The sequence below is a fragment of the Paenibacillus sp. WG02 genome, from assembly GCF_055396115.1.
In genome coordinates this window covers 7314990-7335850 of the sequence record NZ_AP036016.1, presented here as the reverse complement: position 1 = coordinate 7335850, position 20861 = coordinate 7314990, and the positions used below count along the sequence as shown (strand labels likewise).

Annotated in this window: 15 protein-coding genes, 4 tRNA genes and 2 pseudogenes; 17 read left to right on the top strand and 4 right to left on the bottom strand. The window is 44.2% G+C overall.

Translation table 11 applies throughout. The features are described 5' to 3' along the window. The first annotated feature begins 14 nt into the window (after positions 1-14). The 3 genes from ACBP55_RS33155 to ACBP55_RS33145 all read left to right on the top strand — a co-directional run bounded on the left by ACBP55_RS33155 (position 15) and on the right by ACBP55_RS33145 (position 2082). Positions 15-90 (top strand) — tRNA-Asn (locus ACBP55_RS33155). 7 nt (positions 91-97) lie between these two features. Continuing rightward, a tRNA-Ser gene (locus ACBP55_RS33150) sits at positions 98-186 on the top strand. A gap of 153 nt (positions 187-339) precedes the next feature. Then, entirely contained in the window at positions 340-2082 is a 1743-nt protein-coding gene (locus ACBP55_RS33145; RefSeq protein WP_464647796.1) for a methyl-accepting chemotaxis protein, read from the top strand. A 62-nt stretch (positions 2083-2144) separates the two neighbouring features. Here ACBP55_RS33145 and corA read toward each other — a convergent pair whose 3' ends face one another. Beyond that, positions 2145-3074: a magnesium/cobalt transporter CorA gene (gene corA, locus ACBP55_RS33140; protein ID WP_464647794.1), complete on the bottom strand. Its 930-nt coding sequence runs from the start codon at positions 3072-3074 to the stop codon at positions 2145-2147. 150 nt (positions 3075-3224) lie between these two features. Between corA and ACBP55_RS33135 the strand changes: the two genes are divergently transcribed. From ACBP55_RS33135 to metK, 4 genes are all read left to right on the top strand, one after another. Continuing rightward, positions 3225-3296, top strand: a tRNA-Glu gene (locus tag ACBP55_RS33135). Between the two features lie 18 nt (positions 3297-3314). Beyond that, positions 3315-3396 (top strand) — tRNA-Leu (locus tag ACBP55_RS33130). 308 nt (positions 3397-3704) lie between these two features. Then, positions 3705-4922 (top strand): S-methyl-5-thioribose kinase, encoded by a 1218-nt coding sequence (mtnK, locus tag ACBP55_RS33125; protein ID WP_464653511.1) that lies wholly within the window; start codon positions 3705-3707, stop codon positions 4920-4922. Positions 4923-4965: 43 nt separating this feature from the next. Continuing rightward, a complete protein-coding gene (gene metK / locus ACBP55_RS33120; protein WP_464647792.1) occupies positions 4966-6174 on the top strand; it encodes a methionine adenosyltransferase in 1209 nt (402 codons plus the stop codon). Positions 6175-6410: 236 nt separating this feature from the next. On the opposite strand, the pseudogene ACBP55_RS33115 reads toward metK, so the two are convergent. Together ACBP55_RS33115 and ACBP55_RS33110 are read right to left on the bottom strand one after the other, a co-directional pair. Then, a pseudogene (locus ACBP55_RS33115) lies at positions 6411-6741 on the bottom strand (hypothetical protein); the annotation flags it as partial. Positions 6742-6852: 111 nt separating this feature from the next. Beyond that, positions 6853-7806 carry a carbohydrate kinase family protein gene (locus tag ACBP55_RS33110; protein ID WP_464647790.1) on the bottom strand — a complete coding sequence of 318 codons (954 nt, stop codon included), beginning with the start codon at positions 7804-7806 and terminating at the stop codon, positions 6853-6855. 193 nt (positions 7807-7999) lie between these two features. On the opposite strand from ACBP55_RS33110, the pseudogene ACBP55_RS33105 reads away from it, so the two are divergent. The 3 genes and pseudogenes from ACBP55_RS33105 to ACBP55_RS33095 form a co-directional block, all read left to right on the top strand. Continuing rightward, positions 8000-8929: pseudogene (locus ACBP55_RS33105) on the top strand (methylenetetrahydrofolate reductase); the annotation flags it as partial. Positions 8930-8986: 57 nt separating this feature from the next. Further along, positions 8987-9937 carry a spermine/spermidine synthase domain-containing protein gene (locus ACBP55_RS33100; protein WP_464647789.1) on the top strand — a complete coding sequence of 317 codons (951 nt, stop codon included), beginning with the start codon at positions 8987-8989 and terminating at the stop codon, positions 9935-9937. Between the two features lie 161 nt (positions 9938-10098). Beyond that, the gene (locus tag ACBP55_RS33095; protein ID WP_464647787.1) at positions 10099-11925 is read left to right on the top strand and encodes an APC family permease; all 1827 of its coding nucleotides are present in this window, start codon (positions 10099-10101) and stop codon (positions 11923-11925) included. A 22-nt stretch (positions 11926-11947) separates the two neighbouring features. On the opposite strand, the gene ACBP55_RS33090 is transcribed toward ACBP55_RS33095, so the two are convergent. Continuing rightward, positions 11948-12421 carry a hypothetical protein gene (locus tag ACBP55_RS33090; RefSeq protein ID WP_464647786.1) on the bottom strand — a complete coding sequence of 158 codons (474 nt, stop codon included), beginning with the start codon at positions 12419-12421 and terminating at the stop codon, positions 11948-11950. Positions 12422-13387: 966 nt separating this feature from the next. Here ACBP55_RS33090 and ACBP55_RS33085 point away from each other — a divergent pair. From ACBP55_RS33085 to ACBP55_RS33055, 7 genes are all read left to right on the top strand, one after another. Further along, a complete protein-coding gene (locus ACBP55_RS33085; protein WP_464647784.1) occupies positions 13388-13798 on the top strand; it encodes a hypothetical protein in 411 nt (136 codons plus the stop codon). 178 nt (positions 13799-13976) lie between these two features. Then, positions 13977-14054 carry a potassium-transporting ATPase subunit F gene (locus ACBP55_RS33080; protein WP_082562338.1) on the top strand — a complete coding sequence of 26 codons (78 nt, stop codon included), beginning with the start codon at positions 13977-13979 and terminating at the stop codon, positions 14052-14054. A gap of 47 nt (positions 14055-14101) precedes the next feature. Next, on the top strand, positions 14102-15772 hold the full coding sequence (gene kdpA / locus ACBP55_RS33075; protein ID WP_464653509.1) for a potassium-transporting ATPase subunit KdpA: 1671 nt from the start codon (positions 14102-14104) through the stop codon (positions 15770-15772). 71 nt (positions 15773-15843) lie between these two features. Continuing rightward, complete coding sequence (gene kdpB, locus ACBP55_RS33070) at positions 15844-17886, top strand: potassium-transporting ATPase subunit KdpB (RefSeq protein WP_464647782.1); 2043 nt, start codon at positions 15844-15846, stop codon at positions 17884-17886. 28 nt (positions 17887-17914) lie between these two features. Further along, entirely contained in the window at positions 17915-18316 is a 402-nt protein-coding gene (locus ACBP55_RS33065) for a potassium-transporting ATPase subunit C (protein WP_464647780.1), read from the top strand. A 7-nt stretch (positions 18317-18323) separates the two neighbouring features. Beyond that, positions 18324-18479, top strand: a complete 156-nt coding sequence (locus ACBP55_RS33060; RefSeq protein WP_464647778.1) for a potassium-transporting ATPase subunit C — start codon at positions 18324-18326, stop codon at positions 18477-18479. Between the two features lie 77 nt (positions 18480-18556). Continuing rightward, positions 18557-20857: a histidine kinase gene (locus ACBP55_RS33055; RefSeq protein ID WP_464647777.1), complete on the top strand. Its 2301-nt coding sequence runs from the start codon at positions 18557-18559 to the stop codon at positions 20855-20857. Positions 20858-20861 lie beyond the last annotated feature (4 nt).

The following is a 20861-nucleotide window of genomic DNA, read 5'->3' as shown; positions in this document are numbered from 1 at the left end:
TAATACTTGTTCATTCCCTGATAGCTCAGTTGGTAGAGCACTCGACTGTTAATCGAGTTGTCACAGGTTCGAGTCCTGTTCGGGGAGCCATATCTTTGGAGAGATACCCAAGTGGCTATAAGGGGACCCTCTGCTAAGGGGTTAGACTGCGTAAGCGGTGCGAGGGTTCGAATCCCTCTCTCTCCGTATCGATTTAGCTGGAATTAAGCTCAATGGCGTTCATGCCGTTGGGCTTTTTTTGTTAGTTAAATACATTCATTTTTAACAGTTTTCTAACATCTATCAAACGAATTTCCGTTATAGTTGATCAAAAATAGATCAATGACGGGGGCAGATTTTGTGGCAAAATTGTTATCTATACGTGTACGACTCCTTTTATTACTATTAGTTCCTTCCATGCTGTATCTGGGCACAAGTGTGTTTTTACTGCAGCAAAATAAGTCTAATACGGAGGTATTGGCTTCATCCCTTTATGAAACCACGAACAAAAGTACTTCGCTTATTTTGAATGCCGATCGTGATATGTATCAGGCGTTGACAGCTTACCAGCTGCTGGTTTCGGGGACGTTGACTGCGGAAGAGAAGACGAAGCAGCTTAAAGCTTTGAAAGACAATATCGATCAAACGAATACAAGGGTTGGACAAGCGGCTGATATTATGAATGCTAAACAGTTGTTACAAACAGCGCACACAGAGACGAAAATGACCATTGAACAGAACATAGCTGGCTTTCATACGTATTTTGACCAATGGGTGAAAGAAGCGAATGCCGTTGTTCAGTCCTCAAGTACAGGAAAAGGGATTATTAATGACGCTAAATTAATTGCAACTTTCGAAAAAGGCCGCGAGGGCATGAATCAAATCGGTGAAATTTTGGATGCCTATGCGAAATCAAGTATTGAAGAGATCCAGGCTCAGCATGATAAAACAGCAAAAACGATCTACATATCCGTCGCTATTATAGTCATTTTGCTCACGACAGCAGGATGGATGGTAATTAGTCAAATCATGAAAACGGTCAAAAATATCGTGAAAGTTACCAGCCAAGTAGCGGCGGGAGATCTTCGTCATGAGACTCAAGTCAATTATACCAAGTGCGAACTAGGCCAAATCACTGAATCGGTAGATATAATGGTTTCGAAAATCAAAGGTTTGATCGGTACGATCGCTCACAATACGCAGTTCGTGCACGACGCTTCTGTCGAGCTTTCGGACAGTTCCAAGGAATCGGCCACGGCCTCTGAGCATGTCGCTACCAGTATTCAAGAAATGACACAGGACGTCGAGATGCAGGCAAGAAGCAGTGTAGAAACAAGTAGAGCGATTGAAGAAATGACGATTGGAATTCAGAGAGTGGCTGAAAATTCAGGCGTTATGGCAGAGCACTCCTCCCTAACTTCTCGCCATGCCGAACTTGGCAATGACTTGCTTGGGAAACTGCAGCAGCAAATTGTGAACATGTTGACATCGGTCGAGCAGCTCTCACAAACTGTACAATCCTTAACACGTAAATCCGATGAGATTGGTCTTATTGCCTCGAGCATTACAACGTTTGCGAATCAAACGAACCTGTTGTCGCTGAATGCTTCTATCGAGGCAGCTAGAGCGGGTGAGCATGGCAAAGGGTTTAACGTTGTCGCGAATGAAATTCGTAAGCTTGCATCGCAATCTATCGAGTCAGCAGAGGGAATTAATCAGTTGATTCATGAGACGAGAGTGGAGATCGCAAGTGTTTCTAATTCCATGAATGCAACCAAGCAGGAAGCTAGCGCGGGGTCGAGCATGATGCAGGAAGTGAATCAAAGCTTCCATACCATCATGCAATCGGTGACACACATTGTGACTCAAATTCATGAGACTTCAGCGATCACCCAGCAAATGTCGGCAAGCTCCGAGGAGATTTCCGCGACAATGGATCAATCGGCAATGAGTTCAACGCATATTTTGAACAAATCCCAGGGGGTTGCTGCTGCAACTGAGGAGCAGTTAGCGATGATGCAGAACATTGCTGCTGCCTCCGAACAGCTTAGATCCGTAGTAAATACATTAAATGAATCTGTTTCTTACTTTAAAATGAAGTAACTGCTAAAAGTAAAAAGGCACTCCCTGTGATTAATGGTTCACGGTGGCGTGCCTTTTATTCGTTAAAACCAATGTTTCCGTTTAAAGTAATACCACATAACACAGCTTAAGAGGATCATAAGGATCCAAACATACACATATCCATAATCCCAACGCAACTCGGGAATATCTTTGAAATTCATGCCGTACAGTCCGACGACAAAAGTCAGAGGAAGAAAGATCGTGCTAATGATCGTTAATGTCTTCATAATTTCATTCATCCGGTCGGACTTCATACTCATTTGGAGCTCGAGAAGAGCGGTTAGCGATTCCCGAAAAATGTCCAAAGAATCCACGACTCGTGAGATATGGTCCATGATATCGAGGAAATAGACATCATCTTCTTCACGCGTGTAGGGGAAGGAGTGGTGCGCGATGGCGGAAAGGGTAATTCGTTCCTCCACAATGACGCGGCGCAGCTGATGCATACTCCGTTTAAGTTGGAAAATATCCTGTGCAATGCGAATCCTAGGGTTGCGATACACGGCCTGTTCCATGCTATTCAGGCGATCATCAAAATGATCCGCAACGATGGAATAATCATCGACACAACGATCGAGTATCGCATGAAGAATGGCTCCCGGATGACTTAATCGTTCTTCGACCTCTTGGCAGGTATGGTAAAGCTGATCTATGAAGGGGAGCTTGTCCTTATACACGGTTATCACAAAATTTGCTCCGATCACGATCCCTATTTCCTGTGGTTCAAGCTGATCGGATACCGCGAAGAAGGTTAGAAAAATATGATTCTTATAGGTATCCATCTTCGGTCGTTGGTTCAGCTTAATCGCATCTTCAACGAGCAGAGGGTGGCATTTGTATAAGTCGCCTAAAACATGTTTAACATCGTCAGGAGAGGGGTTCTCCATTCTCACCCAAGCTACTTCGTTCGAGCCGGGAACGCGTACTGTTTCCTCATGGACCGTTCCATGGGTAGATTCATAAATTAGCATGAATGACAAGCACCTCGAGTATTTTGAATTGGTCTCAGCATACCATATTTGCCTATATGCATTCCAGATTTTGTGCTTGTCAACGACGACAGAATCAATTATAATTACAAATGTCGTCAAAATGGGCTGCAAAAGCTTACAGACATTCGTGGCCCGTTGGTCAAGTGGTTAAGACACCTCCCTTTCACGGAGGTAACAGGGGTTCGAGTCCCCTACGGGTCATTTTTACTTCAATACCTCGCGGTCGTGGTGGAACGGCAGACACACCATCTTGAGGGGGTGGCGCTCACAAGGCGTGAGGGTTCAAATCCCTCCGACCGCATCCCAGTTTTAAGCAGGAAACCCTTACTCTGTAAGGGTTTTTTTTCTGTTTATCTTTCGGCATACAGATACAATACAGTTCAAGTAATCGATAACGAAAATAGGAGCTCGCTTTTAGCGGCTCTTTTTTATTTTCATGGACTAAAAAATCATTAGTTTTCCCTCCCTTACTATGAAACTCTCTATAATTCACCTAAAAATGTAGGTTGTTTTACTAATTTTGCTTTTCACAAACACCAAAGCTACTTTCTTTGATTATTAATAGAATAGAAATATTTTTTATGGCGAGGAAGGAGGAAGGGGATTATGATTCAATACCAAGTCCTTAATAAATATGGAGCTATGGCTTACGCCCGAAAATTAAGAGATATGTTCATGGGAAATGCACAGCTGGTTTGTAGGGAAATCGGGGATGGAAATTTGAATCTCGTTTTTCAGATTTCAGACAAATCTTCAGGAAAAAGCATTATTTTGAAGCAGGCGCTTCCCTATGCACGGGTGGTTGGGGAATCCTGGCCATTAACCCTCGAGCGGGCACGAATTGAAAGTCATGCGTTGATCCTTCAACATGAAATTTGCCCAGGTTTAGTACCTAAAATCTATCATTATGATCCTATTTTGGCGCTGACCGTGATGGAAGATCTGTCGAACCACCTGATTATGCGCAAAGGATTGGTTGCTCAGAAGCGCTATCCTCATTTTGCACAGCATATAGGCACTTTTTTGGCACGAACTTTGTTTCTGACGTCCGATTTTGCTTTGCCTGCTCAAGAGAAAAAGAAAAAAGCGGTTCAATTTTCGAATCCGGACATGTGCAAAATCTCGGAAGATCTCATTTTTACAGACCCCTATTTCGATTCCGAAACCAATCAATTTAATCCATTGGTAGCAAATAAGGTGGAAGAAATATGGAAGAATGACCCGTTGAAGCTTGAGGTGGCAAAATTAAAGGAAGGTTTCCTCACGCATGCTCAGGCGCTCATCCATGGGGACCTTCATACTGGCAGCATCATGGTGACAGAAGAAGATACCAAAGTGATTGATCCGGAATTCGCCTTTTATGGACCTATCGGATTTGATATCGGGGCCGTGATAGGAAACCTTCTGCTCAGCCTTGCTTCCCATGAAGGACATACGTTGAATTGGCAGGAACGAACGAAATACCAAGCGTATCTTCTCAAGATGATCGAACAAATATGGACTTACTTTGAAAAAGAATTTAGGAATTTATGGGAAAAAGAATCAAAAGAAAGAATGACAGTAATCCCGGGTTACCTAGATCAATATTTGCTTCAAATACTTGAGGATACTGCAGGATATGCAGGTTGCAAAATGATTCGTAGGATTATTGGCCTCGCACATGTAGAAGATTTGGAAAGTATAGATGACCCAAGTCTGCGGGCGAAGGGGGAAAAACTAGCGCTTTTGGTCGGACAAAAGTTGGTACTGGAAAGACGGAAATTTCAAGGAATCAACGATATGACATCTTGTGTAAGACAGATAACAGGGTGCGGCGAAGAAGGTTAAAACTTATTTTCAGGGGGAAATTGTTAACGGGGAGGTATTTTGTATGACTATTAAAAAAAGAAGCTATCTCTTTACGTCTGAATCTGTGACCGAAGGTCATCCTGATAAGCTTTGTGACCAAATTTCTGACGGTATTTTAGATGCTATAGTTGAGATAGATCCGTATGCACGCGTTGGTTGTGAATGTTGTGTAGGTCGGGGGTTTGTTCTTGTAACCGGCGAGATTACGGCAAATGCGTCTATTGATTATCAAAAAGTTGTTCGAAAAACAATTAGCAGCATTGGATATACACGAGCTGAGCTCGGTTTCGATGCGAATTCATGTGCAGTCTTAATTGCCATTAATGAACAATCTCCTGATATTGCAATGGGGGTAAATAGAGCTTTGGAAATTCGTGATGGTAAGTTGAAAGAAGATGAGCTTGAAGGAACTGGTGCTGGTGATCAAGGATTGATTTTCGGTTTTGCTTGTAGTGAAACCAAGGAATTGATGCCATTGCCAATAGCTCTATCCCATAAACTGGCGTATCAATTGGCTCAAATGCGCAAGAATGGTACATTACCTTATTTGCGTCCCGATGGGAAAGTGCAGGTCAGCGTAGAATATGAAAGCGATTGCCCTATTCGTATCGATACGATCGTGATCTCCGCTCAACATGATCCAGAAGTGTCTCTAGAGCAAATCAAAAAAGATATGCATGAATGTGTGATTTTGCCTGTCATTCCAGTTGATTTGATAGATGAAAATACAAAATATTTTATTAATCCAACGGGCCGTTTTGTGATCGGTGGTCCAGAGGGAGATGCAGGATTAACGGGCCGTAAAATTATTGCCGATACCTATGGCGGCTATGCTCGTCATGGCGGAGGTGCATTTTCGGGTAAAGATCCGACCAAGGTTGACCGATCGGCTGCCTATGCCGCGCGTTACGTAGCGAAAAACATTGTAGCGGCAGATCTCGCTCAAAAATGTGAGATTCAGATTGCCTATGCTATTGGGGTGGCGCATCCCGTTAGTATAGCTGTTGATACTTTTGGTACGGGGATCATTGACGAGGACAACCTGATTGAATTAATTCGCAATCACTTTGATCTTCGTCCCGCAGGCATTATTAAGATGCTTAATTTACGCAGACCTATCTATCAAAACACGGCCGCGTATGGACATTTTGGCCGTACGGATGTTGAATTTCCTTGGGAACTGACGGACAAAGCGGAATTGTTAAAAAAGGATGCAACAAGATGGGAATGACTAGATTACCGCTTGTGCGTGGCATGATGTAACGGATGAAGAATATCAGGTCCATGTGAATAAGGTGCTAGATTTCAAACCAAATGCGACTAAAGAACAAGAAGATAATATGAATAGTTGGACGGTTTGATCTGGATTTGAAAAACTTCGAGGCAGTCCCCTAAGTTTAAATTGATTTAGGGACTGCCTCTTTTTTTCGCCTCCAATTCGGATGGATCGCTCTGCGATAGCCCGAGACCCATTGCATGAAGGAACGTTTCACGGTTCAACTCGTTACAGTATTTGTGCCTGTCCATGTCCCGTACGTGCGTGGCAAAGCCTTTGATTTCAAATAAAAGTTTAACGTGTCCCGGCAGCTCAGGCAAAATCGGCAAAGTAAGATCTGCCCCGCCAATCGAGTACTTCGTATTCCGGATGAAGATCTTTGAAGCTCCCAAGCAGCGGCCAGCAGACATTGCGTAGAAACAGCAATTCACCGTGCCGATGGCCCCTCTCCAGCCGGCGCTCGCCCGTCCTGCTTTCAAGATGAAACTGGATAAATGCGGCATGCTCTTCATCAAAAGTCACACTCTCACCCCACCTCTAAAAAATAGAAAACGTCCCGTTTCCACTCAATAGAATGGAAACGGGACGTTCTTCGTCACTTGCTTATGATTATAAGGCAATTGCGTGTTTTTCTCAAACCACATTCCTAAAAAACTCATCCTCTTTTATTTTAATAGGCAGATCCAAGCATGTGTTTTCTGTCGATTCAATGGTCCACCCTGCCACCTTAGTTCCACAAATCACAGCTTCTTTTAAAGAAAGCCCCTTTACTAATCCCATGACTGTACCTGAAAAGAAAGCATCTCCAGCTCCGCTCGAATCAACAAGTTTGACGGGGAAGACAGGTTGATAGCCAATTTCTTTGGTTTGGGGATTGTAGTAGACAGCTCCTTTTTCTCCTAATGTAACTACCATAGCGCCCATTCCCGTCCGATCAACAAATTGAATTAGAGACTCTAGTTTTTGAGCGACAGTTAAATTCGTAAAATTCAGCTCGAAAAATAGATCTGCTTCAAAATTGTTGCATATAAAACAATCTAAATGTTCCAGTAGTTTTCTATGATGTAAGATCACGTCTAAGTTGCCGGGAACGCCGTAGATCGGTTTCTTTTCTTCTGCAGCTAGCTGGATGACGCTATGGGCAATTTGGAAATTAAGATCCAATTCAAGCGCAATGTGGGTGGATTGCCGAATCATTTCTTTTCCTTTGCTTGAAATCAACGCTTGTAAAAGAGTAAGATCCGGCATTTGCGAGATGGAACCTGCTAGATTCCCATTCTCGTCCAAGATCGCCAGCCACATGCCCATTCCCAGTTGTTTTGACTCGATAAGCCCGTCGGTATTGACGTTTGACCTGTGAAGTCTTTCTACGACTTCTTTCCCGATTGCAGTGGCATCAACGGAAGTAACAAAACATGTCGATACATCGAGATTTGCTAGATTTTCAGCTACATTTCTTCCTACACCGCCGTGGACAAACTGAATGCTACCGAGGTTTCTAGTTGATGGTTGATAATTTTGCCGGGCAAATCCTTTGCAATCTATGAAAATCGTTCCTATGACTAAAACAGAAGGAGGCAGATTCATATGTTCAACCCCTTATACCATAATGGTGTGCGCATCACTACTATATTTATATTCTCGTACTAGCAAATGCGTAATGTGCATTACACCGAAAATGATATATTTGGGCATGATCATAGCTACTTATCCATACCATTTCGTTTCGATTACATAGTATATAGTAGTTTAATAGAATAGGGGTGAGAAGATGGAGAAAGGTTCAGATCCTCCTAGGCAAAGAACATTACCGGAGATGGTTCAAGAACAAACGACCATTATTGTGGAATTAGATCCCCCAAGAGATCTGGATTACTTTCCTTTTTTTGAGGGGGCTGCTGTGTTAAAAGAGGCTGGAGCAGACGCGGTCACTATGGCGGATAACTCGCTCGCGATGACCCGTATCAGCAATATGGCGATGGGGACGCTCATGAAAGAATGGGTTGGAATTCGTTCTCTGCTCCATGTGACTTGCCGGGACAGGAATTTGATTGCTCAACAGTCTCATCTGATGGGACTTTACGCCCTGGGCATTGACCATGTGCTCACGGTAACAGGTGACCCTCCACGCTATGGTGATCTTCCGAATGCAACCTCTGTATACGATACAACTTCAATTGAAATGATTCGCCTGATTAAAAAGCTAAACGAGGGGATCTCATTCTCGGGTCGTCCCCTTAAAGCTCGTACGGGATTTACCGTTGGGACAGCTTTCAATCCCAATACACGGCATTTAGACAAGGCTGTTGAGAGGTTGGAGAAAAAGATTGAAGCAGGTGCTGATTATGTCATGAGTCAGCCTCTTTTCAGTCATCAACAAATCGAACAGGTGGCACAAGCTACTGCGCAATTACCAATTCCTATCTTTATTGGGATCATGCCTTTAACCAGCTATCGGAATGCTGAATTTCTCCATAATCAAGTCCCAGGCATACGACTTTCAGATGACGTACTTGTGAAGATGGCTCGCTACCAAGGTGAAGATGCAAGAAAGCAAGGAATGGAAATTGCTATGGAACTCGTGGATACCGTTTCCCGTTATTTTAAAGGTATTTATCTGATTACTCCGTTTATGCGGTATGAAATGACGGCGGAATTGACGAGGTATGTGAAGAGTAAGGATCAAGATGGAGGGATAAAAATTGTGTGATTGGAAACGGAGTGGTTATTGTTCTAAAAGTATTTCAACCATAGGGGGTGGATATTTATGATTTATCGAAAAGCGCAAGTGATACCTAGCAGTAAAATTAAGCAATCGCTTATCAAAGCGAGAATTTCATCCCTTCGGGATTATATATCAGAGGAAGATGAGCCCGACGGGAAGTACCGCATTCTGCGCAAAATTAAAACACGCTTCCAGCGAATCGCCGTGGTAAAGCAAGCCAATGGCAAAGTGCTGATCTATGGGGATGGCTACGTGATGTTCGGCACGACAGAGGATGATAACATGTGGGCCGAATCGATGGTCCATATTCCAATGGCCGTGGCCAAGCAGAAGCAGAACATTCTGATGATCGGTGGAGGCGGAGGCATTACAACGCGTGAAGTACTCCGTTATCGAGACGTAAAATCGATTACAGTCGTTGATATTGACTCCGTCATGATGGATTTAGGCAAGAATTTGAAGCCGCTGGTAAAGTTCAATAAGGGGTCTTTGCGAAATCCTAAGGTGCGAACCGTCGTTCAGGACGGCAGAACGTTCGTGGCTAAGAACCAGAAGAAGTGGGATGTCATTATTATCGACGTCCCAGAACCTAGCTATAAATCTCTTGCGCTCGGCCGTCTCTACAGCAAAGAGTTTTACAGTCTCCTGAAAAAGCGCCTGGCACCAGGGGGAGCCATTACCATAGCGAGCTCCTTGCTGTCAGAGATGCCAGAATTCGTCTGGAGTATAATGGCAACGCTCAAAGCAGCCGGTTTTTATGTGTTGCCCTATCATTTTGATGTCATGAAGAGATATGGGGAGGACTGGGGGTTCTGCGTAGCGGCAACCAGACCGATCTCAAACTTGAAGATTTCGATCTCAACCCGCTACCTGACCTCTGCAAGACTAAAGGGAATGTTTCACATCCCTAGCAAGTATTTACGAAAGTGGCGTCTGAGAAAAATCCAGACAGATAGCAACCGAGTGCTGGCTAGTATCCATGAACGGCATTGATAACAGCTCTATCCCCGGAAAATGAAGTCCCTGCTGTAATTGCTAATCTTTTTGCAATGAAAGCGGGGATGTTCTTTAAACTGTTCCCCCTTTTTATGATTCTTTTTTCACACAATTGGGTAAAATGAAATGAACTTAAAAAACGATGGCGGGTGTAAATCATGTTTTCCGTAATTAAACGATTTTTAATCGGTCAGCCATTAAAGTCAAACGAATTAGGGGAACAGAAGCTTAATAAAAAGAAAGCTTTAGCTATCCTCTCTTCCGACGCTTTATCATCCGTTGCTTATGGACCTGAGCAGATTCTTATAGTTTTGATTACCGTAAGTGCTGCTGCTTTTTGGTACACAATCCCTATAGCAATAGGCGTTCTGTTTCTTCTATTAGCACTTATCTTGTCATATCAACAAATCATATATGCCTACCCGCATGGAGGCGGGGCCTATGTCGTTTCGAAGGAAAATCTCGGGATGAACGCGGGTTTATTTGCAGGCGGCTCCCTTTTAGTTGATTACATACTGACAGTGGCAGTCAGTATCTCGGCAGGTACAGACGCCATTACTTCTGCCTTTCCGCACTTACATCGTTATACTGTGATTATTGCCATCGTACTGGTTATATTCATTACAATCTTAAATCTCAGGGGTATAACCGAGTCGGCTTCTATTTTAGCTTATCCTGTGTATCTATTTGTTCTGGCTTTGTTTATCTTAATTGGTGTCGGGTTATACCATATCGTAACGGGGAATGTCTCGGCGGATCTGCATGCTCCAATTGGTACGCCTGTTGCAGGTATTTCCTTGTTTTTATTACTAAGAGCCTTCTCATCAGGGAGTTCTGCTTTAACAGGGGTTGAGGCTATCTCTAATGCCATTCCGAACTTCGAAGATTCAGCTCCCAAAAATGCTTCCAAAACATTGATGGCTATGGGCTTGTTACTTGCCCTTTTATTTGCGGGAGTCGTGTATCTAGCGTATTACTATGGGATATCTCCCAAAGAAAAGGAAACGGTTGTCTCGCAAATTGCTGCTGAAACGTTCGGCAGAAATTTCATGTATTACATCATCCAAGGTACAACAGCTATGATTCTTGTGCTCGCGGCGAATACGGGATATTCTGCTTTCCCCTTACTGGCTGTTAATCTGGCCAAGGATAAATACATAGCAAGAATGTTTACGATTAGAGGAGATCGACTAGGGTATTCCAACGGGATCATTTTCCTGGCGGTAACATCGATCTTGTTAATTATCCTTTTCAAAGGGAAAACAGAGCATTTAATCCCTCTGTATGCAGTCGGAGTGTTCATTCCATTTACCTTAGCTCAGACGGGTATGCTGATGAAATGGATCCGCGAGAAACCGAAAGGCTGGATGGTTAAATTAACGATTAATTTAGTTGGAGCATTGATGAGCTTTACGGTCATGATGATTTTCTTTATTACCAAGTTTGGGCAGGTCTGGTCCGTACTCATCTTTTTGCCCCTGATTGTTTTTATTTTTCATCAAATTAAGAAACACTACGAGGCCGTAGGCGAACAATTACGAATAACAACTTGCGAGCCGGCGATTCCTATTGAAGGAAATGTGATGATTGTGCCTGTTGCAGGCATTACGCATGTGGTAGAGAACTCCTTGAATTATGCCAAATCCCTTTCGCCAGATCAGATCATCGCCGTTTATGTGGCTTTCGAAAGAGATGCCGAGAAACAATTTGAGGAGAAATGGAATACGTGGCAACCCGATATAAGGCTGGTAACGTTACATTCCCAATATCGGAGCATTGTTCAACCATTAACGAAATTTATTGATACGGTCGAAAATAAGGCGGCTGAATCCAATTTTCGGGTAACCGTCCTGATCCCGCAGTTTATTCCTAAGAAAAGCTGGCAGCATATTCTCCATAACCAATCCAGCTTGCTTATTAGAGCTTTCCTTCTTTACAGAAGGGACCTAATTGTGACGACAGTACCTTATCATTTGAAAAAATAAGCTTAAGTAGGGTGGCCTTACTTCATAGTAAGGCTGCTTTTTTATGCACAAGCTCGTCTTGGTGCTCTTCATTCACCTGTTTAATGAACGCTTGAAGCTCTTCCTCGGTTTCGCATACGGCTGAGTGCTCCAACCAAATAAAGAACTTTTTCTTGTGCACGGCTGAAGCATGCAGGGGGTATTTGTCCCGGGATTTTAAAATATACAACCCTGAAGAGTCTTCTTTCCAAGGTGATTTGAAAATCGTACGGATGGATAATCGAGTCCGATTCTCCCAGTCCTGCTTTTTTTGTTTGTTTCTTATGGATTGATACATAGTCAGAATGGTGGGTTGATCGGATATTTCAGTCCATTTTGAAAATCCGGCCTGGTCAGCTTGTTGGGTGATCCCCGATTTTTCTTTACAAAACCAATAACCAAGGATAATCGGTTGATTATTTTCTTCTAGCCATAAGACACCAAACCATTCGTAATCTAAATGAATCGGATTTAACAAGTTGGGTGCTATCCCTAAATAATAATGGGCAGATGTAGACATACATGTTCTCCTTTATTTTGACTTAGGATCTAAGTGGCAGTGAACGAATATGGCATCATTGTAACGTTGAACCGTATAAAAAGGGGGTAAAGAATCGCTAGCGGCGTATAAAAAAAGAATAAAAACGTAAAGCAGGCTGCGCGGCAGTGTACGGCTGGAGCTTCGGAGGGTTGATATTCTTGGAAGCTGAACTTAAACCGGGAGGCAGACTGCGATAGGTTTGGAAAGCGAGTCCAAATATGCGGAAATCGCGGTTAGACCGGCATTGGCAGGTCGAGAGGTTGATTATCTGTCGTAGATAGGCTGGAAAGCTAGCTACTCAGAGAAATAAGAGCCTTTGGGAGCTTCTATTTGTGCAGAAAGTGGCTAAAGGAGCGGGATAAGAGTCTTTAGGGACTCTTATTTGTCGTTGGTAGGGTGGGAAAGGGTAGCTACTCAGAGAAATAAGAGCCTTTTGGAGCTTCTATTTGCGCAGAAAGTGGCTAAAGGAGCGGGATAAGAGCCTTTAGGGGCTCTTATTTGTCGTTGATAGGGTGGGAAAGCTAGCTACTCAGAGAAATATAAGAGCCTTTTGGAGCTTCTATTTGCGTAGAAAGTGGCTAAAGGAGCGGGATAAGAATCGTTAGAGGCTCTGAGCTTATCCTTGGTCGTGGACTAAGGTAAGCTCCAAAATGGATTTGATTGTATGTAAACACTGGGCTTCTCGGGGTGAATCCAAAGTAAGCGCAGTTTGCCAAGATAGGGCACTTCCAAGCTCGTATTTCAGCGGATCCAAGGCCTTACCCTTACGGATGGTCTGAAGTATGTTCATCAGAAACAATCTGTGTAAATCAATTTTTATGCTTTTTTTATACGGATGCTATAGATTCTTTACCCCCTTTTTATACGGTTCGGCGTTACAATATGTCAGGAAAGGGGGCGGTGATGGTCATGCAAAGTGATTGTTTGCTGATAGCTGCGCCGACCAAGGCAGGCGAGGACTTTATGAAACAGGTAAAGTTGGTTGGTTTACCTTTTATTGCATTAACCAATAACAAGATGGAGAAACTCAAACTTGAGGGGCAGGGTGTGAAACAAATTATCCAAGTGAATACGTCGGAACCGGGCCTATCCATCATTCCTGACTATCCAATTGGAAACGTCATTTTATTTGAGGAAAGCTTGCCCTTATGCTGCCGGTATATCCAGATATGTCGCGGCCTAACCTCTAGACCCATTTATGTCATTACGCAAAGCGTGAATCCCCGGTTGATCTACAAAGGACTGGGCGCTGATTATGTCATTTATTCTAAAAATGGTGATGCGAAGTTTCTGCTGCCATCTTTTAAAAATTAAATAAATGATTGAGGTTCTGTCGATTTCAAGGAGGTGTGTTATGTACAACGATGTAACGATGGTTCTATTAATCGCAGTATCATTTTTAGTGTTTTGGGGATTTGTGAAATATTGTGAAAAAGCGTGAGCTTATGTACCGAAGCGAGGTTATTGACCAATCCTTTTAGGAGGCAAACATATGATTGTTATTGGACTAATTGCATTTGCCATTATGGTGTATCTCGGTTTTGTTCTAGTGAAACCAGAGAAATTTTAATTGTAGAATATGAACTTATGTAAGCAAGGGGAGAACCTACTATGGGTATGGGATTGTTACAGGTAGTCATCACACTGGGTATTATTATGCTTTTGGTGAAGCCTGTGGGAAGTTATTTGGTTAAAGTGTTCGGTAATGAGAAGAGTCGCCTTGATCGCGTATTTGGTCCTTTTGAGCGTATATCCTATCGTTTGATGGGTGTTAAAGAAGAGGAAGCGATGGGCTGGAAAAAGTATTTAGGAGCCGTGTTATTGCTCAATTTGGTCATGATGCTCTTGATTTATGCGGTGTTTCGACTTCAAAAATACTTGCCTCTAAATCCAGACAGCATCGGTAATATGCCACCGGCTTTAGCTTTTAATACCGCTATTTCTTTTATTACAAATACGAACTGGCAAGCTTACAGCGGTGAAAATACATTGTCCTATTTCTCTCAAATGGTGGCAATTACATTCCCAATGTTTACATCAGCTGCAACTGGATTTGCAGTGGCAGTTGCATTTATTCGCGGTTTAATAGGACGTCAAGATAATCTCGGTAACTTCTACGTGGATATAACTAGGGCGATTACAAGGGTATTTCTACCGCTTAGCTTCATTGTAGCTTTAGTCTTAGTATTTCAGGGTATTCCGCAAACATTGCTGGGGACTGTGCAGGCTACAACAATTGAAGGAGCGCAGCAAACGATTACTCGCGGGCTAGTCGCTTCTCTTGAATCAATTAAGCATATAGGTACGAATGGTGGCGGGTGGTTCGGTACGAACGCTGCGCATCCTTTTGAGAACCCGACGCCAGTCGCTAACTTAATTCATATTATTTGTATGATGCTGCTGCCTACATCTCTGGTGTACGCATTTGGACTAATGATTAAGAACAAAAAGCAAGGTTGGACGATCTTTGCTGCTATGGGGATCATTTTTATCGTGATGTTGTCAACGGTTTTTTACGCCGAGTATCGCGGTATAACGGCGGTTGATGCGATGGGTGTACATGGCAACATGGAAGGGAAGGAAGTCCGTTTCGGGATTGCTGAATCTGCTCTCTTTACTGCTGTAACTACGGCTGCAACAACAGGTTCCGTTAACAATATGCATGAGTCGCTTACACCGCTCGGAAGCATCGCCCCTTTCGCAGAAATGATGCTGAACAATGTGTTCGGCGGTAAAGGGGTTGGCTTGTTAAACGGCTTGCTTTACCTCATTTTATCGGTTTTCATCTGCGGACTGATGGTAGGGCGAACGCCAGAGTTTTTAGGTAAAAAAATTGAGGGAAAAGAAGTAAAGTTGGCGGCAATCGCTATTCTGATTCATCCGCTCATCATTTTGGCGCCGACGGCGTGGGCACTTATACGGCCTGAATCCGTTACTTCGATTGCTAATCAGGGGATGCACGGGTTGTCGGAAGTGCTGTATGCTTTCACGTCCGGTGCAGCTAATAACGGATCTGCCTTTGGCGGTTTGACTGCAAATACGAACTTCTATAACTTGGGTATCGGTATGGTCATGCTGTTTGGCCGTTACATTTCAATCATTGCGATGCTGGCCATTGCGGGTTCACTTGCTACTAAGCGTGTAGTTCCTGTTACGACTGGCACACTGCGCACGAATACACCTTTATTTATGGGGGTTTTAATCATGATTATTCTAGTTATTGGTGCTCTAACGTTCTTCCCGGCGCTGGCATTGGGGCCGATTGCTGAACATTTGGCGGCGCGTTAAAGGAAAAACGAGTGAGTAGAGAGACTTTGAGCTACGCCCAAAGGTCCCTATATTAGAAAGGAAGTATTCACATGGCTGTAGAACGTAAAAAAACAATGACAAAAGAAATTATGAATCAAGCTATCGTTGATTCGTTTAAAAAATTAAATCCTTGGGCGATGATCAAAAATCCGGTTATGTTTGTGGTTGAAATCGGTACGGTCATTACGCTTCTTCTTTCGCTCGCACCCGATCTTTTTGGTACCACAGAAGTAGGGCGGGGTTATAATATCGCTGTGTTTCTGATCTTGCTTTTCACCTTGCTTTTCGCTAACTTCGCGGAAGCTTTGGCGGAAGGGCGGGGCAAGGCACAGGCGGATTCTCTGCGGAAGACGAAATCGGATACGAAAGCTCGTTTGGTGCAAAAGGACGGTTCTTATAAGGAAGTATCTTCAACTTCTCTCCGTAAGGGAGACGTGGTCCGCATTGAAATCGGTGAGATCATTCCATCAGACGGTGAGATCATTGAAGGTTTGGCATCAATTGATGAATCGGCGATTACGGGTGAGTCCGCTCCGGTTATTAAGGAAACTGGCGGCGACTTCTCATCCGTAACAGGTGGAACGCGTGTCGCTTCTGATTATATCGTTGTCAAAGTGACGACCGATCCCGGCGAATCGTTCTTGGATCGCATGATTGCGCTCGTGGAAGGCGCCAAACGGCAGAAAACACCGAACGAAATTGCTTTAACAACGCTGCTTGCGGTATTGACGTTGATCTTCTTAATCGTCATTGTGACCATGGTACCCATGGCGAAGTATTTGGACGTGAAATTGGAGATTTCCACACTGATTGCCTTGCTCGTCTGTCTCATTCCGACGACAATCGGAGGTCTTTTATCAGCTATCGGTATCGCTGGTATGGACCGTGTGACTCAGTTCAACGTGCTTGCTATGTCAGGTAAGGCTGTTGAAGCTGCTGGCGACATCGATACGATGATCCTAGATAAAACAGGGACGATCACTTTCGGAAATCGGATGGCTTCGGAGTTCGTACCTGTGAATGGCGTAGCCGCTAAAGACATTACGTTTACATCCTTACAAGCATCAGTGAAAGACGAAACTCCTGAGGGTCGCTCCATTGTGGAGCTTGCGAATAAGCTTGGGGAGACGTGGCAAGCAGATAGCTATCAAGGGGCAGAAGTGGTGGAGTTTACTGCGGAGACACGGATGTCAGGACTTAATTTAGCTGATGGGAAACAAATCCGCAAGGGTGCCGTCGACGCAATTAAGAAATATGTAGCCGCTATGGGCGGGAAAATTCCTAGTGACTTAGAAGCAGTCACAAATCGAATTGCCAAAGCCGGAGGCACTCCGCTGGCAGTCGCAGTTAACGAGCGGATCTATGGCGTTATTTACCTCAAGGATACGGTAAAACCGGGCTTGAAGGAACGATTTGCGGAACTGCGCGCAATGGGTATCAAAACGGTTATGTGTACAGGGGATAACCCACTGACAGCTGCGACGATTGCACTTGAGGCTGGTGTAGACGAGTTTATTGCTGAGGCGAAGCCGGAAGATAAAATTGCCGCGATTAAAAAAGAGCAGCAAGAAGGCAAGCTCGTAGCCATGACTGGCGACGGAACGAATGACGCTCCTGCGCTTGCTCAAGCCGATGTAGGACTTGCGATGAATTCAGGCACGATGGCTGCGAAAGAAGCGGCCAACATGATCGATTTGGATTCCGATCCGACCAAACTGCTTTCTGTCATTTCTATCGGTAAACAGCTGCTAATCACTCGCGGAGCTCTAACAACATTTTCAATTGCCAACGATATTGCCAAATATTTCGCGATCATTCCTGCGATGTTTATCTTAGCTATGCCGCAGCTGCAGGCCTTGAATATTATGAATCTGGCTTCGCCGGAATCGGCTATTTTATCAGCGCTCATATTCAATGCAATTATCATCCCGCTCCTCATCCCCATTGCTATGAAGGGTGTTAAGTACCGGGCAATGTCAGCAGATAAATTGTTGTCACGCAATATTCTGCTCTATGGTTTAGGCGGTGTGATCGTGCCTTTCATTGGGATTAAAATCATAGATATGGTGCTTCACGGTTTAAATATCGTTTAAAGAGAAAGAGAAGCGAGGAGATAGCGTTATGAAATCGGTTTTTATAGCTGTTCGTGTGTCTTTATTGTTCATGATCGTCTGTGGGCTCATCTATCCGCTCGTAACGACTGGTATAGCCGGGGTGTTATTCCCTAAACAAGCAAATGGAAGTCTCATTGAATCTGGCGGTGTCGTGATTGGATCTGAATTATTGGCTCAAAATTTCGAGTCACCGAAGCTCTTCCATCCAAGAGGATCTGCCGCCAAGTATGACCCGACTGCTTCATCAGGCTCCAATACAGCGGTGGCTTCAAGCGATTATGCTGCGGCAATGGCAGAGAGTATTGCTGCCTTGAAGCAAGAAAATCCTAATCTAACGGAAATCCCAGCTGACTTAGTCACTGTCTCCGGTTCCGGTTTTGATCCGGATTTATCTCCAGGAGGGGGCTAAAGCCCAGGTGCCGAGAATTAGCAAGGAAACAGGGATCTCTGAGAAAAATCTCAATGATCTCGTTGATCAGCTTTCCAAAACGCGCCAACTCGGAGTTTTCGGTGAGCCAAGAGTCAATGTGACGGAATTAAATATGGAACTGCTGAAGCAAGTGAAATTGTGAGATAAGCAGGCAACCACTCTCGGTTATTTATGAGAGTGGTTTCTGCACATTTTAGGGAGAAGGGAGAATGTTGCCATTTGGATGGTTTCAAAAGAAAAACACCGGAAGAAATCCTATATTCCATCTCTAAACTGCACCGCGGCAGTTTTAAAATATATATCGGCGCCGTCAGTGGATCCGGTAAAACCTATCATATGCTTCGCGAAGGGCAAAACCTCAAGCAGCAAGGGATTGATGTGGTCATTTGCGCCGTATCAACGCTCCAAAGACCGGAAACCGTGGAACAATTGGGGGATCTGGAAAGGGTCCCGAGCATTCATTGGATCAAAGACGGGGTCGAGCAAAAAGATCTCAATTTGGATGCGTTAATCGAGAGAAATCCGGAGGTCGTGCTCGTAGACGGGTTGGCCCATTGTAATCGAGAAGGCGCACGGTTTCCCTCACGTTTAGACGACATCAAGTTTTTACTTTCCAATGATATTAGTGTGATTACCACGGTGAATGTGTATGAGCTGGAAGAGGCGATGGAGGTTGCTCATAAACTGACAGGCATTGAAGTAGGGCACTGTGTTCCCTCAGATACGTTGGAGCTTGCTGATGAGGTTCGATTAATCGATGCGACGCCGGAAACGATTTTAAATCGATTGGGAGAAGGCCATTTAAAGGGGAATAAGGATACAGCGTTATTCAAACGCGGTAATTTAGGCGTGCTGCGAGAACTGGCACTTCGTCTTGTTGCTGAGGACGTTAACGATTCTCTGGAAGAACATCGCGAACAAATGGGGATTCTGGGTCCATCTGGTGCTACCGAGCGCATCCTTGTAACAACGCAGTATCATTGGAACGGTTCGATTTATGTGCGCAGAGGACAGCAGATTGCGAAGCGATTGAATGGTGATCTTCATGTGGTTACGCTGCGTAATTTCAATAAACCGCTCACCAAAGAAGCGGCCACTTTTCGCAGGTCCATTATGAAGCTTGTCCAAAAAGTAGGCGGCAAATTTGAAGAGCTGCCTTTTCGGAACCGTCGCAGCATCGCTCAAATATTGGTCGATTATGCGATAGCTCATCATGTAACACGCATTGTATTAGGACATTCTAAGCAAACCAAATGGCAAACTCTTTTACAAGGCTCCGTCATCAATGGCGTGTTAAAAAGAACGACAAATATCGATGTATTCTTGATTGCTGATCGTGCTTCTCAGGAGGGTGAGCGCATTCTGCCAGCCCATATCCACTCTTTGAAGGAACCTTACAAATATAAACGTTTGAGCAAACAAGAAGTAGAGGCGAAAATCGAAAAAATCAAACGGGGTAGATTTAAAGTCTATATTGGAGCTGCCCCTGGTGTCGGTAAAACGTATACGATGCTGAGAGAAGGCAACGATCTGCTCAAAAAGGGGATTGATGTGAAGATTGGCTTGCTTGAAACCCATGGAAGAAAAGAGACAATCGCACAGATTGGGGAACTTGACATCATACCGCGGGCAGAAATCCAGTATCAAGGTGTAAAGCTGGAGGAAATGGATACAGAAGGTATCATTCGTCTTAGACCTGAAGTGGTTTTGGTAGATGAATTAGCCCATTCGAATGTACCCAGCAGCAAGTATAAAAAACGGTATGAAGATGTGATGGAAATTCTGGAAGCGGGCATATCGGTCATAGCAACCGTTAATGTGCAGCACCTGGAAAGCTTAAATGATGCCGTGGAACAAATTACGGGTATTCGAGTTAGGGAAACGGTTCCCGATAGTATTCTTCGCATGGCGGATGAAGTACAGTTAATCGACGTTGCCCCCGAGGCCTTACAGCTTCGCATGAGAGATGGTAAAATTTATGCGATGGTCAAGGTGGATCAAGCGTTGAACAATTTCTTTAAAACAGGGAATCTGATCGCTTTACGGGAACTCGCGCTGCGCGAAATCGCTGATGATGTAGATGAACGTCTAGAATCTATGGAGCGCAAGAGCTCACTTCGTGGCCCATGGCGCAGAAAAGAAGTGATTTACGTGTGTATCACGGAAATCTCACAAGCCGATCGCTTAATTCGCCGCGGCTTTCGGATTGCGCATCGGCTTAAAGCAACTTGGCATGTAAGCTTTATTGCGGTGGGAGGCGTAGAGGAGTGGAAACAGAAGCTAGAGTCATTAGAGCGGTTAACCATTAGGCTTGGAGGCGAGTTTTCATACCAAGAGGTGGCCAACCGCAACCAAATCCCGCAGGTTTTTGCTTCCAAGGCTAGTGAGGCGGGAGCGACTCAAATTATTGTGTGGAAGGACGCCATTGTCAAAAAGCTTGTACCGCTTGCAAGTACAATGGATGTGCTGATTGTTGCTGACTATGAGACGTGGCAAACTACGGGAAATAAGGTAAAATGAACAC

Bases quoted from the DNA above. Each gene is read 5' to 3' on its own strand.
- corA (WP_464647794.1), bottom strand. From the start codon at position 3,074: ATGCTAATTTATGAATCTACCCATGGAACGGTCCATGAGGAAACAGTA.
- metK (WP_464647792.1), top strand. From the start codon at position 4,966: ATGACTATTAAAAAAAGAAGCTATCTCTTTACGTCTGAATCTGTGACC.
- ACBP55_RS33110 (WP_464647790.1), bottom strand. From the start codon at position 7,806: ATGAATCTGCCTCCTTCTGTTTTAGTCATAGGAACGATTTTCATAGAT.
- ACBP55_RS33100 (WP_464647789.1), top strand. From the start codon at position 8,987: ATGATTTATCGAAAAGCGCAAGTGATACCTAGCAGTAAAATTAAGCAA.
- ACBP55_RS33095 (WP_464647787.1), top strand. From the start codon at position 10,099: ATGTTTTCCGTAATTAAACGATTTTTAATCGGTCAGCCATTAAAGTCA.
- ACBP55_RS33085 (WP_464647784.1), top strand. From the start codon at position 13,388: ATGGTCATGCAAAGTGATTGTTTGCTGATAGCTGCGCCGACCAAGGCA.
- ACBP55_RS33080 (WP_082562338.1), top strand. From the start codon at position 13,977: ATGATTGTTATTGGACTAATTGCATTTGCCATTATGGTGTATCTCGGT.
- kdpA (WP_464653509.1), top strand. From the start codon at position 14,102: ATGGGATTGTTACAGGTAGTCATCACACTGGGTATTATTATGCTTTTG.
- kdpB (WP_464647782.1), top strand. From the start codon at position 15,844: ATGGCTGTAGAACGTAAAAAAACAATGACAAAAGAAATTATGAATCAA.
- ACBP55_RS33065 (WP_464647780.1), top strand. From the start codon at position 17,915: ATGAAATCGGTTTTTATAGCTGTTCGTGTGTCTTTATTGTTCATGATC.